The sequence below is a fragment of the Aureimonas ureilytica DSM 18598 = NBRC 106430 genome, from assembly GCF_000382705.1.
In the GTDB taxonomy this organism is placed as follows: Bacteria; Pseudomonadota; Alphaproteobacteria; order Rhizobiales; family Rhizobiaceae; genus Aureimonas; species Aureimonas ureilytica.
The window spans coordinates 117,717-130,249 of sequence record NZ_ARQE01000006.1; the positions used below are offsets into that span (position 1 = coordinate 117,717).

Genomic DNA, 12,533 nt, shown 5'->3' on the forward strand with positions numbered 1-12,533 from the left:
GATGCGCATCGTGTCAGACGCATCGCCTATCGTTTCGAAACGCGCATCGCCGGAGCGCGGGGCATCGCGGCGGACCGTGGAGCGCCGGCGCTGGGCCGGCGCCCCGCCGAGCTTACTTCAGCTGATCGGCCGTGTAGTAGCCGCTGTCCACCAGCACCTTGACCGCATTGTCCTTGGTGATGAGGATCGGCTTCAGAAGCTCGGCCGGCACGACCTTGACGCCGTTGTCGTAGGTCTTGGTGTCGTTCACGGCGACTTCCTTGCCGCCCAGCGTCGCGTCGACCATGTCGACGGCAGCCTTGGCGAGATCGCGCGTGTCCTTGAATATCGTCGAGGTCTGGTTGCCGGCGAGGATCGCCTTGACCGACGGCAACTCGGCGTCCTGACCGGTGATCACCGGCATCTTCTTGTCGCCCGTGCCGTAGCCGACGCCCTTCAGCGAAGAGATGATGCCGATGGCGAGCACGTCGTTCGGCGCCAGAACCGCGTCCACCTTCTTGTCGGTGTAATTGGCCGACAGGAGGTTGTCCATGCGGGCCTGCGCGGTCGCGGCGTCCCAGCGCAGCGTGCCGACGACGTTCATGCCGGTCTGGCCCGACGGGATCACGAGCTTGCCCTGGTCGATATAGGGCTGCAGCACGCTCATCGCGCCGTTGTAGAAGAAGAAGGCGTTGTTGTCGTCCGGCGAGCCGCCGAAGAGCTCGATATTGAAGGGGCCCTTGCCGTCCTTCAGGCCGAGCGCATCGACGATCGACGTCGCCTGGAGCACGCCGACCTGATAATTGTCGAAGGTCGCGTAATAGCTGACATTGGGCGAATTGCGGATCAGGCGGTCATAGGCGATGACCTTGATGCCGCTGTCGGCCGCCTGCTGGAGAATGTCGGTCATGGTCGTGCCGTCGACCGGCGCGATCACGAGCACCTTGGCGCCCTTGGTGACCATGTTCTCGATCTGCGACAGCTGCGTGGAGACGTCGTCCTCGGCATATTGGAGATCGGCGTCGTAGCCCTTCTCCTTCAGGGTCTTCACCATGTTGGCGCCGTCCGCGATCCAGCGCGCGACGGACTTGTCGGGCATCGAGACGCCGACCGTGCCCTTGTCCTGTGCCGAAGCCGAACCCGCGAAGGCCATGGCGCCGATCGCCGCAGCGGCCAGCAAGGTCTTCATCATCTTCATGTCATTCCTCCCGAAAGGACCCAACCGGCCTGCCGGCTCGCGGCTCGACCGACGCCCCCGATTTCGATCTGGCCCGGACAACTCTCCTCAACCCAGGCCTGATTTGTCTGATGATTAACCCATCGCTCGCACGCGAACAATGGAGTTCTTCCACCCGACTGATTTATCCTAAACCGAATATGCGGTCGTAGAGCAAGACGGCTGCGTCGGCTCGCGCACGTATTTCTTGTGCCGTCATCCCTGGCTTGTAGAGCGAGGAGCCGAGGCCGAAGGAGCGCACGCCGACCTTCGAGAAGGCTTCGAAATCCTTCTCCGAAACGCCGCCGACGACGCCGACTTCGCAATCCTTGGGAAGGACGGCGCGAATGGCCGCAACGCCGGTCGGGCCGAGCACGTTGGCGGGAAAGAACTTCAACGCCGAAGCGCCGGCGGCGAGCGCCTGGAAGGCCTCGGTGGGCGTGAAGACGCCGGGCATCGTCACCATGCCATGCGCCCCTGCCCGGCCGAGCACAGCCGGATCGACATTGGGCGAGACGAGCAGGCGACCGCCCGCATCGGCCAGACGATCGACATTCTCGACCGACAGAACGGTGCCGGCCCCGATCCAATGATGGCCGGACGCGATTCGAACCGCCGTCTCGATCGAGCGGAAGGCGTCGGGCGAGTTCAAGGGGATCTCGATCGCCTCGAAGCCGGCTTCCATCAGCTCGGATACGACGGCCTCGGCCTCCTCCGGCTGAATGCCGCGCAGGATGGCGACCAGGGAGCGGCGAAGCTGCGGCCACGGGACTCGATTGGATGACATCGGAATCAGCTCTCCGCTGAGAAAAGGGACCGCGCGGCCTGGGCGAGACCGTGCCTGACGCAGCTGTCGGCGTCGAGACGGCGGAAGGCACCCATGCCGATCGCCTCGAAGGCGGCGGCGTAAAGCTCGGCGATCGGACCGGACGCCAGAAGCGCCGCGCCCTTCAGGCTGCCATGGCGCTCGGCCGCGCCGGCAAGTTCGAGACCCAGAAGAAGGCCCGACAGCCGCGCGGCCTGCGCCTGAGGCTCGGCGCCGTGCAGGAGCCAGCCGGCCCGGATCGAGAACAGGAAATTGGTGGCCAGCGCCGGCGCCTCGAAGGCCCGCCGCACGCCGTCGAGGAAGTCGGGCGAGGCCGAGACCGCGGCTTCCCCTTCGACGGCCTGACGCAGGATGGAATGCGAGCGCAGAAGCTGGAACAGCTCGCCCGTCATGAAGGTCGAGAAGGCGTCGATCACGCCATCGGTCAGCGACACCCATTTGGAATGGGTACCGGGCATGCAGACGAGACCCGAGCGATAGCCCTCCGCCACGACGCCGAGGAGCTGCGTTTCCTCGCCGCGCATGACGTCCGGCTCCCAGGCCGCGCGCTGCGCGAGGCCGGGCAGAATGTAGACCGGACGGGCGATGCCCGGCACTTTCGTGGCACGGGCCCCGAGATCACCGAGTTCAAGCGGCGTGTCGAGATAGGCCGCCTCGATCCATCCGGCGCGCGAACCCACCATGCCGCAGAGGATCGCGGGCGCGTCCGGCCCGAGACCGAGCGCCGCGAGATGCCCTTCCAGCACGGTTTCGAAGCCGCGCTCCGCCGCGGTCGTCAGACCGTCCTTGGCACGCGTTTCTCCGAGCACCGTGCCATCCCCGCCGATGGCCCAGGCCCGAAAGGAGGTGGTCCCCCAATCGACGGCTGCGTAGGTCGGCGTCGTCATGCGCTGATCCGCACGCTCGGCTCGGGAATACCGCGCGCATGGACATCGAGCACCAGGGTCATTCCGGCGTTCGGATCGGCCTTCTTCTCGTCTTCGCTCATGCCTTCCCAAGCCGTCGTCACCAGGAGGCGATCGAGATCCGGTCCGATGAAGCTCGGGCAGCTCGGCCGCGTCGCGGGCACGCGGATGGTCCGCACCCGGTCGCCCTCCGGCGTATAGACGTCAACAGCCGAAGCGCCCCACCGGGCGTTCCAGATCAGGCCCTCTGAATCCACGACAGCGCCGTCCAACCCGCCCTCGCCGCCGCGATGGTCGTAGAGAACCGAGGGCTGGCCGATGGGCAGGCCCGTATCGGGATCGAGCGGCACGCGATGGAACAGGTTCACCCGGCTGTCGGTGAAATAGCCGGTGCGGCCGTCCGGCGAGAAGCAGATGCCGTTCGGAATGGAAATGTCGGAAAAGAGACGGCGGAGTTCGCCATCCCGGAACCAGTAGATCGAGCCGGCGCCCTGTTCGGCGGAGCGGCCCATCGTTCCGATCCACAGCGCACCCGCCGGATGGACGCGCCCGTCATTGGAGCGCGTCACCGAATTGTCGGACTCGAGATGCGTGAGCAGATCGAGCCGCCCGCTGGCCCGGTCGCGAACGAACAGACCATCGGAGCTTGCGATCAGCTGGCGCTTGTCGTCGATCGGCGCGAGCACGCTTCCCATGAAGGGAAGATCGTGAGCCTGCACCGAACCGTCGCCCAAGCGCGCTTCGAAGAGTTTGCACTCGACGATATCGAACCACCATGCGGTGTTGGTGCGCCCGTCATAGGACGGGCCCTCCCCCAGATGGCAGCGATGATCCGATAGAATTTCGATCGCAACGTCACTCAAGCCGCGTTCCCCTTTTCGCTCGCGCCGTCTCTGCTCAGTGGTTGTCGCGAGGCACGCCGCGCGTCTGCGCGAGTCGCTGGTATTGGACCGCGTTTTCGAGAACCGCGCCAGTCTCCATCTGGCCCACCAGCGTGCGCTGGATCTCCTGCCAGGGGGTCTGGTGCTCGGGATACTTGTAGCCGCCCTCGGCCTTCAGCGCGGCGCGGCGCTCGGCGAGCTCCTCGTCGGAAATGAGGATGTTGGCCGAACCGCGTCCGAGATCGATGCGGACCCGGTCGCCCGTCTTCAGCACCGCGAGATTGCCGCCCGCCGCCGCTTCCGGCGACGCGTTCAGGATCGAGGGCGAGCCCGACGTGCCGGACTGGCGACCGTCACCGATACAGGCGAGCGAGGTGACGCCCTTCTTGATGAGGTAGTCGGGCGCGCGCATGTTCACGACCTCGGCCGCGCCGGGATAGCCGATCGGGCCGGCGCCGCGCATGAAGAGAACCGTGTTCTCGTCGATGCCGAGCGCGGGATCGTCGATCCGGTGGTGGTAGTCCTCCGGGCCGTCGAACACGACGGCCTTGCCCTCGAAGGCGTTCGGATCGTTCGGGTTGTTGAGGTATCGCTCGCGGAACTCCGGCGAGATCACCGAGGTCTTCATGATCGCGGAGGAGAAGAGATTGCCCTTCAGGACCAGGAAGCCCGCCTTTTCCTTCAGCGGCTTGTCGTAGGTCTTGATGACGTTCTCGTCCTCGATGATCGCGCCCCGGCAATTGTCGCCGATCGTGCGACCATTGGCGGTCATCGCGTTCTCGTGGATCAGACCCTTGGTCATGAGCTGGTTCACGACCGCCGGCACGCCGCCCGCGTGGTAATAGTCCTCGCCGAGATATTCGCCGGCGGGCTGGAGATTGACGAGGAGCGGAATTTCCTCGCCGAATTCCTGCCAGTCGTCGATCGACAGTTCGACGCCGATGTGGCGGGCGAGCGCGTTCAGGTGGATCGGCGCGTTGGTGGAGCCGCCGATCGCCGAGTTGACGCGGATCGCGTTGATGAAGGCTTCGCGCGTCATGATGTCGGAGGGCTTCAGGTCCTCGCGCACCATGTCCACGATGCGAAGGCCGGTGCGATAGGCGACCTCCTGGCGGTCGCGATAGGGCGCGGGGATCGCCGCCGAGCCCGGCAACTGCATTCCCAGCGCCTCGGCCAGCGAGTTCATCGTGGTGGCCGTGCCCATCGTGTTGCAATAGCCGGTGGAGGGCGCCGACGAGGCGACGAGCTTCACGAAGCCCGCATAGTCGATCTCGCCCTTGGCCATCAGCTCGCGCGCCTTCCAGACGATCGTGCCCGAGCCGGTGCGCTGGCCACGGAACCAGCCGTTCAGCATGGGGCCGACCGACAGGGCGATCGCGGGAATGTTCACGGTCGCGGCCGCCATGAGGCAGGCGGGCGTGGTCTTGTCGCAGCCGATCGTCAGAACGACGCCGTCGAGCGGGTAGCCGTAGAGCACTTCGACGAGGCCGAGATAGGCCAGATTGCGGTCGAGACCGGCGGTCGGGCGCTTGCCGGTTTCCTGGATCGGGTGAACCGGGAACTCGATCGCGATGCCGCCCGCCTCGCGAATGCCCTCGCGCAGACGGTTGGCGAGTTCGAGATGGTGGCGGTTGCAGGGCGAAAGGTCGGAGCCCGTCTGCGCGATGCCGATGATCGGGCGGCCCGACTGCAGCTCTTCCTGGCTGAGGCCGAAATTCATGTAGCGCTCCAGATAGAGCGCGGTCATGTCGGCATTGGCCGGATTGTCGAACCAGGCGCGCGAGCGCAGCTTGGTCTGCGCGCGGCCATGCGGGGCGTTGCCGTTCGGCGTGGTGAGTTCGGTGCTCATGGGCTCTTCTCCCCTTCGGGGTTTTCTAGCCTGGCCTCCCTCCCGCTGCCGGGCGAGGCCGATCGGTCAGATCGTGGAAAACTTGTAGAGCGAGCGGTGGCGATAGGTCGCCCCCGCATCGAGACGCGCCGAGGGAAAGTCCGGGCGGTTCGGCGTGTCGGGATAGAGTTGCGGCTCCAGGCAGAAGGCGTCGCCCATGCGATAGGCGCGGCCGTTCTTGCCGGCCACCGTGCCGTTCAGGAAATTGCCGGAATAGAACTGGAGGCCCGGCTGGTCCGTCCACAGTTCCATCACGCGGCCGCTCTGCGCGTCTTCCACCCGAGCCGCCAAACGCGGCGCGTCGGCGACACCGCCGTCGAGGCAGTAATTGTGGTCGTAGCCGCGACCGCGCAGGATCTGCGGATGCGTTTCGCGCAGGCGCGCGCCGATCAGCTGCGGCTCGCGCAAGTCGAAAGGCGTCCCCGCCACCGGCGTCGGCTCGCCCTCGGGGATCGATCCGGCGTCGATCGGCAGATAGGTCTCGGCCGCGATCCGAATGCGATGCAACAGGATATCCGTCGGCTCGGCCGCGCCGCCGAGATTGAAGAAGGCGTGGTTGGTGAGGTTCACGATCGTGGCGCGATCGCTTTCAGCCTCGAACGCGATCTCCAGCTCGCCCGCCCGCAGCCGATAGGTCACGGAGACGTTGAGCGTGCCCGGAAAACCGCCCTCGCCGTCCGGGCTGGTGCGGGTCAGCGTCACGAACGGATCGGCCGCATCGCCCGTCGCAGCAATGTGCCAGACTTTCTGATCGAAGCCCTCCGCCCCGCCATGCAGGGCGTTGGCGCCATCGTTCGGCTCGACATGGTGGCTCGTGCCGTCCAGCTCGAACCGGCCCTTGGCGATCCGGTTGGCATAGCGGCCGATCGTGGCGCCGAAGAAGCCGCGATGCTCGATATAGCCGGCCAGATCGTCATGGCCGAGAAGAATGTCGGCGAGCGCGCCCGCGCGATCCGGCACGATGAGCGCCTGGAGCGTCGCGCCGAAGGTCAGAACCCGCGCTTCGACCCCCTCGGTGCGCAGCGTGACGATCTCAACGGCTTCGCCTGACGGCAGCGTGCCGAACGGGGCGCGGGAAACTCCAGCCGTCATGGATCAATCCTCGATGAAGGCTTCGACCGCATGGCGACGGCCGAGCAGGAAAGCGTCCGCGACATGCTGCAGCGGCGACAGATCGACGTCGAGTGCGCCGGTCCGCGTCAGCTCGACGAAGCGCTTGTAGAGGCCGACATATTCCTCGTCCGCCTGGTCGACCTGAAGCACGTCGTCGATGAACAGCTTCTTGCCGCCCTCGCGAAGGCTGAGGCGCCCCATATTGGTCTCGACATGGACGTTCCAGGTCTCGCCGCCGGTCTCGCGCCAGTCGAACTCGGCGCGAATCGGCGTGCCCACCGCGTCCGTGAACTCGAGATCGGCGGCGATCGGCGCGGCACGGTTCTCGGGGAACGAGAGATCGGAGCGCAGGAGGAACATCGGACGCGGCAGGATCGCGGTGACGATCGACAGCGCGTTGATGCCCGGATCGAACACGCCGAGGCCGCCCGGCTGCCAGATCCAGTCCTGGTTCGGGTGCCACTTGCGCACGTTTTCCTTCCACTCGACATGAACCGAGCGGATGTCGGCATCGGCGAGGAAGGCGCGCGCCGGCTCGACCGCCGAAGCGTAGCGCGAATGCCAGGTGGCGAAGAGCGTGACGCCCTTTTCCTTCGCCAGCGAGACGAGCGGCGCGAGCTCGCTCACCGTCGCGCCCGGCGGCTTTTCCAGCATCACATGCTTGCCGGCGCGCAGCGCGGCTTCGGCCTGCGCGTTGCGCCCCTGCGGCGGGGTGCAGAGCGACACCGCGTCGATCTCGCCGCCGACAGCGGCGAGAAGCGCCTGCACGTCGGGAAAGGACGGCAGGCCGTCGATCGAGGCGTTGCGGCTGGCGATGGCGGCGAGTTCGACGCCCTCCACCTTCGCGATGGAGGGAACATGCTGGTCGCGGGCGATCTTGCCGAGACCCACGATGGCGGTGCGCAAGCTCATTGGGTCGACCTCAGAGTGCCTTGACCGAAACCGGCGCGGGCGACGCCGTCGCCAGCGTGTTCACGAGCGGCAGGCGGAACGGATGCGCCTCGATCTCGAAGCGGTCGCCGTCCTCGGTCTTCACGCCATGCGTCACCGAGAGCGTCGCCGTGCCGAAGAAATGGACGTGCAGGTCGCCCGGCCGACGGAACAGGTCGTACTTGAAATGGTGGTGTTCGAGATTGCGGATCGAATGCGACATGTTCGCCTCGCCCGACAGGAAAGGCTTGTCGAAGATCACCTCTTCGCCCCGACGGATGCGCGAGGAGCCTTCGACGCTCTCGGGCAGTTCGCCGACCAGAAGCTCCGGCCCGAGCGAAGCCTGACGCAGCTTGGAATGGGCAAGCCAAAGATAGTTGCCGCGCTCGGTCACGTGGTCGGAGAACTCGTTGGCGAGGCAGAAACCAAGGCGGAAGGGCGTGCCGTCGGGGCCGATCAGGTAGATGCCGGCAAGTTCCGGCTCTTCGCCGCCGTCGAGCGCAAAGCTCGGCGATGTCAGCGCTTCGCCGGGGCCCACGAGGCAGGAGCCGTCGCCCTTGTAGAACCATTCGGGCTGGACGCCGGTCTCACCCGCCGCCGGCTTGCCGCCTTCGAGGCCCATCCGGAACATCTTCATCGAATCGGTGATGTGCTCGCCCGCCGCCGACTTGTGCATCTTGTCGCGGCCGTCGGCCGAACCGAGATGGGTCAGACCCGTGCCCGCGACCACGAAATGGGCGGGATCGGCATGGTGGATCGGCAGGCCGATGCGGCCCTCCGCCAGCGCCGCGCCCAGATCGACCGATTCTCCACGCCCGGCGGACGCGACCTTCGTTGCCAGATCGACCCCTTCCGCGATCGCGGCCTGCGCCAGATCGTAGACCGACTGGAAGCCGGGCACCGCGTAGGCCACGCCCTGGTCGTCGCTCGCCACCACGGTCAGCGCGCCGCCGAGTTTCACCTGAAGAAGCCGAAGTGCCATTGCCGGTCGATCCGTTCGCTCAGTGGAAGGGCCGGATCGCGCCGCCGCAGCGGGAGAATGCGCGATCCAATTGTCTGCGTTATTTCGAACGGCTCCAACCTTGTCAATGAGAGTGCGCGCCGTTGGCGGGAACGCAACCGGGAAATCGTCGCTGCACCGCGAAAGCCGCAGCGCCACGCGACTCGACAAGGTTATCGTCCCCGATTAACGAACCGGTGATCGATAGCTTCCCAGGCAGGCCGACATGACCTCGCATATTGACGAGACGATGGGGCGCGCACCTCTTTCCTGGGCGAGCCATATCAAGGCGACCTTCGCGCTCGGTTTACCGCTGGTCGGCGCGCAACTCGCGCAGATGTCCATCAACGTGACGAACACGGTCATGATCGGCCAGCTCGGCGCCGCCGAACTGGCGGCGGCGGTGCTCGCCACGCAGACCTTCTACGTCTTCTGGATGTTCGGCTCGGGCTTCGCCTATGCGGTGATGCCGCTTGCGGCGGCCGCGCACGGCAATCGGGACACGCGGGCCGTGCGCCGGTCGGTGCGCATGGGGCTCTGGGTCGTCGCGCTCTACAGCCTTCTCGTCATGATCCCGCTCTGGTTCACCGAGGCGATCCTAGTGGCGCTCGGGCAGGAGCCGAGCATCGCCGCCGAGGCGGGCGGCTATGTGCGTTTCCTGCAATGGTCGATGCTGCCCTATCTCTCGACCTTCGTTCTGCGTTCCTATCTCAGCGCCTTGGAGCGGCCCAATGTGGTCCTCTTCATCACGCTTCTCGGCGCAGGTCTCAACGCGCTGTTCAACTACATCCTGATCTTCGGTCATTTCGGCGCGCCGGCGCTCGGCCTGCCCGGCTCGGGCATCGCCTCGGTCGGCACCTCGATCGCGACCCTTCTGCTGCTCATCGCCTATACGCGGCGCGCGCGCGGCCTCGAGATCTTCGATCTCTGGCGCCGCTTTCACGCCCCGGACTGGCCGGCCTTCTTCGAAGTGCTGCGCCTGGGCTGGCCGATCGGTGCGACGATCCTCGCCGAGGTCGGCCTGTTCACGGCGGCGTCGATCATGATGGGCTGGATCGGCACGCTGGAACTCGCCGCCCACGGCATCGCGCTTCAGCTCGCGTCGATCTCCTTCATGGTGCCGCTCGGCCTCGCCAGCGCCGCGACCGTGCGCGTCGGCACGGCCTTCGGGCGTCACGACGCGCCGAATCTCGCGCGCGCGGCCCGCACCTCCCTTCTGGTGGCCGGCGTCATTTCCTGCACGGCCGCAGCGGCCTTCTGGATCGCGCCGGCGGCGCTGATCGGGCTTTATCTCGACATGCGCCAACCCAATGCCGCCGAGGTTCTCGTCGCCGCAGTGCCGCTTCTGGCGGTCGCCGCCGCCTTCCAGATCGTCGACTCGCTTCAGGTCACGGCCAGCGGCATCCTGCGCGGCATGAAGGACACGCGGCTCCCCATGTTCATCGCGGTCGCCAGCTACTGGCTGATCGGGATGCCGGTCGCCTATGGGCTCGCCTTCGGCCTCGGCTGGGGCGGTCTCGGCGTCTGGTGGGGTCTGGCGGCCGGTCTTCTCGTCGCGGCGATCCTCATGAGCGCGCGGTTCGTGGCTCTCGAAGGCCGGTGGCGGCAAGGCTTGGCCGCTCAGTAAACCCCTTGAACACGCGGCCTCGCGCAAGCTTCGCCACGACGCAGCACCGCCGTGACAATTTCACAACTTCCCCTCCCCGGAATCTTTCTACATTACCGATGGCCGCGCTGTATGAAGCGTGGTTCGATAGCGACCGCGAGAAGATGCGAGGGTGGCGTGAACCCCTGGCTTTCGGACCTGTCGTTCTCGACCGAGACGGAGCGGAACCCGGCTGCACTGGCCTGCCGGCTTCAAGAAGGGCCTAACTCATGCATCATGCCGGTGGTCTTCAGGGCAAACGCGTTCTCGTGGTCGAGGACGAGTTTCTCGTCGCACTGGATCTCGAATGCGAACTCGAAGAATCCGGCGCGCAGGTGACATGCGCGAGCACCCTGCATCAGGCGACCGGGGTGGTGAAGTCCGGCGGGTTCGACGCCGTGGTTCTCGATCTCAACCTGCATGGCGAGACGTCCTATCCGCTCGCGGACTATCTCAGCGAGCATGACGTTCCCTTCGTCTTCCACACCGGACAGGGCGAACAGACGCTTCTCGCCAAGCGCTATCCAGGCGTCGCCGTCTGCAACAAGCCCTGCGAGGGGCGCGTTCTCCTGAAGACGCTGGAAAGCGCCATGTCGGATCAGACCGAGTCCGCCGGCCGAAGCGCGTAACGCCACCATACCTTATGGAACCATTCCTTCCCTGGCCGGTTCATTCGACACAACGGAGCGAAACCACGCGCTTCGAGGAAACGAACTGGAGCCCGACAGGATGAAAAAGACCTTTCTCGCAGCCGCTTCGCTGACTCTCCTCATGGCCGGATCGGCCATGGCCCAGTCGAACATGACGAGCAATCCCGTCCCCGGCACCAGCGCCGGCGAAAAGTCGGAAATGCCCGCTGCCGCAGCCAGCACCGTGACCACCAACCGCGATGCCGCGCCGGTCGACACCAAGGAATCGACCAGCAGCGTACCGGTCCCCGGCAACACCTCCGGCATCGACAGCACCCAGCCGCTCCGCCCGAAGACGACGACCGGCGACGCGACAGCCGTGCCGACCGATACGGCCAACCCGGTTCCGGGCACGAGCGCCGGTGAAGACGCGCTCCCGACGGCCAAGTAGGCTTTCTCCCCAACGAGAAAGGGCGGCTCCTGAGCCGCCCTTTTTTTTTGCGTTTTCGCCTGCAACGGAGCGATCTCCCAGACGCGATCGGAGACGAGGTCCTCGCCTCCTAATGGTGCGCGTGCGCGGCTTTCTCCGCGTTGCGCTTGCGGGTTTCGGCTGCCTTCTTGGCGGAGGCGGAGCGCTCGGCCGCCGTGCGCGAGGCCGAAGCCTTTCCGCCCTTCTCGCCGCCCTTCTTCGAAGACGCGTGGTTCTCGGGATGGCCCCGACCGGACCCGCTCTTGTTGCCGCCCCCGCTTTCCTTGTTCACCGTCGCCCAGGCGCGGCGCTCGGCTTCCTTCTCCGACACGCCGCGCGCCTCATACCCTTCCGCGATATGATCGGCCTTTCGCTCCTGCTTGTCGGTGTATTTCGACTTGTCTCCACGCGGCATGGCGTTTCCTCCTGCGCTTCCAATCAGGGGAAACCGGCCCTGCCGACGCAGGTTCCGCATGCCCGGCGCGGCGCTATTCCATGTTCGTGTGGTTGGCTCGCATCGCTTCGGCCGTGAGACCCAGCGAGGTCTTGAGCTTCAGGACCATGACCTCGAAGAGAACGAAGAGTGCGCCCTCGAACAGCGAGCCCATCGGCAGGACGGAGCGTGCGCTCGCGCCCTGATCGTCCGCCATGGTCTGTGCCGGGATGGTCAGCACGACATCCGCCATCTGCGGCACCCGGCCGGAAGGCTGGGCGGTGACGACGAGAACGCGCGCGCCGGCCGCTTTCGCGACGCCGACGAGCGCCACCGAAGTCGAGATTTCGCCGGGGCCGCAGACCACGAGGAACAGATCGCCCGGCCCAAGCGGAGGCGTCGTCATGTCACCGACGACCGAAACCGAGCGCCCCATATGGAACAGGCGCATGGCGAAGCCTCTGAGTTGAAGCCCCTCACGGCCGCCCGCATAGACGCAGACATGGCGCGCCCCCGCGATTTCGCGGCAGGCTACATCGACCGCCGCATCGTCGATGCCAGAGACGGCGGTGTGAAGTTCGTCGATGGCGGCACGGTAAAGATCGCTCATAGCCTCGCC

General features: G+C 66.3%; 13 protein-coding genes. 3 read left to right on the forward strand and 10 right to left on the reverse strand.

Annotated features, from left to right (window positions below; genetic code table 11):
* Positions 1–112: 112 nt before the first annotated feature.
* The 8 genes from chvE to araD1 all read right to left on the reverse strand — a co-directional run bounded on the left by chvE (position 113) and on the right by araD1 (position 8,720).
* Positions 113–1,177, reverse strand: a complete 1,065-nt coding sequence (chvE, locus tag B146_RS0114175; RefSeq protein ID WP_019997111.1) for a multiple monosaccharide ABC transporter substrate-binding protein — start codon at positions 1,175–1,177, stop codon at positions 113–115.
* 163 nt (positions 1,178–1,340) lie between these two features.
* Positions 1,341–1,982 (reverse strand): 2-dehydro-3-deoxy-6-phosphogalactonate aldolase, encoded by a 642-nt coding sequence (locus B146_RS0114180; protein ID WP_019997112.1) that lies wholly within the window; start codon positions 1,980–1,982, stop codon positions 1,341–1,343.
* A 5-nt stretch (positions 1,983–1,987) separates the two neighbouring features.
* Positions 1,988–2,908: a 2-dehydro-3-deoxygalactonokinase gene (locus B146_RS0114185; protein WP_019997113.1), complete on the reverse strand. Its 921-nt coding sequence runs from the start codon at positions 2,906–2,908 to the stop codon at positions 1,988–1,990.
* The gene (locus B146_RS0114190; protein WP_019997114.1) at positions 2,905–3,789 is read right to left on the reverse strand and encodes an SMP-30/gluconolactonase/LRE family protein; all 885 of its coding nucleotides are present in this window, start codon (positions 3,787–3,789) and stop codon (positions 2,905–2,907) included. Before B146_RS0114190 ends, B146_RS0114185 begins: the two co-directional genes overlap by 4 nt.
* A 34-nt stretch (positions 3,790–3,823) precedes the next feature.
* Entirely contained in the window at positions 3,824–5,656 is a 1,833-nt protein-coding gene (locus B146_RS0114195; protein ID WP_019997115.1) for an IlvD/Edd family dehydratase, read from the reverse strand.
* A 66-nt stretch (positions 5,657–5,722) separates the two neighbouring features.
* Positions 5,723–6,787: an aldose epimerase family protein gene (locus tag B146_RS0114200; RefSeq protein ID WP_019997116.1), complete on the reverse strand. Its 1,065-nt coding sequence runs from the start codon at positions 6,785–6,787 to the stop codon at positions 5,723–5,725.
* Positions 6,788–6,790: 3 nt separating this feature from the next.
* Positions 6,791–7,720, reverse strand: a complete 930-nt coding sequence (locus tag B146_RS0114205; protein ID WP_019997117.1) for a Gfo/Idh/MocA family protein — start codon at positions 7,718–7,720, stop codon at positions 6,791–6,793.
* Positions 7,721–7,730: 10 nt separating this feature from the next.
* Positions 7,731–8,720 (reverse strand): AraD1 family protein, encoded by a 990-nt coding sequence (gene araD1, locus B146_RS0114210; protein WP_019997118.1) that lies wholly within the window; start codon positions 8,718–8,720, stop codon positions 7,731–7,733.
* Positions 8,721–8,964: 244 nt separating this feature from the next.
* On the opposite strand from araD1, the gene B146_RS0114215 reads away from it, so the two are divergent.
* From B146_RS0114215 to B146_RS0114225, 3 genes are all read left to right on the forward strand, one after another.
* Complete coding sequence (locus tag B146_RS0114215; protein ID WP_019997119.1) at positions 8,965–10,365, forward strand: MATE family efflux transporter; 1,401 nt, start codon at positions 8,965–8,967, stop codon at positions 10,363–10,365.
* Positions 10,366–10,613: 248 nt separating this feature from the next.
* Positions 10,614–11,012 (forward strand): response regulator, encoded by a 399-nt coding sequence (locus B146_RS26155; protein ID WP_019997120.1) that lies wholly within the window; start codon positions 10,614–10,616, stop codon positions 11,010–11,012.
* Between the two features lie 100 nt (positions 11,013–11,112).
* Entirely contained in the window at positions 11,113–11,463 is a 351-nt protein-coding gene (locus B146_RS0114225) for a hypothetical protein (RefSeq protein WP_019997121.1), read from the forward strand.
* A gap of 109 nt (positions 11,464–11,572) precedes the next feature.
* On the opposite strand, the gene B146_RS0114230 is transcribed toward B146_RS0114225, so the two are convergent.
* Together B146_RS0114230 and B146_RS0114235 are read right to left on the reverse strand one after the other, a co-directional pair.
* Positions 11,573–11,896, reverse strand: coding sequence for a hypothetical protein (locus tag B146_RS0114230; protein ID WP_019997122.1), 324 nt, complete (start codon positions 11,894–11,896; stop codon positions 11,573–11,575).
* A gap of 73 nt (positions 11,897–11,969) precedes the next feature.
* Positions 11,970–12,524, reverse strand: a complete 555-nt coding sequence (locus B146_RS0114235) for an SIS domain-containing protein (protein WP_019997123.1) — start codon at positions 12,522–12,524, stop codon at positions 11,970–11,972.
* Between the last annotated feature and the right edge of the window lie 9 nt (positions 12,525–12,533).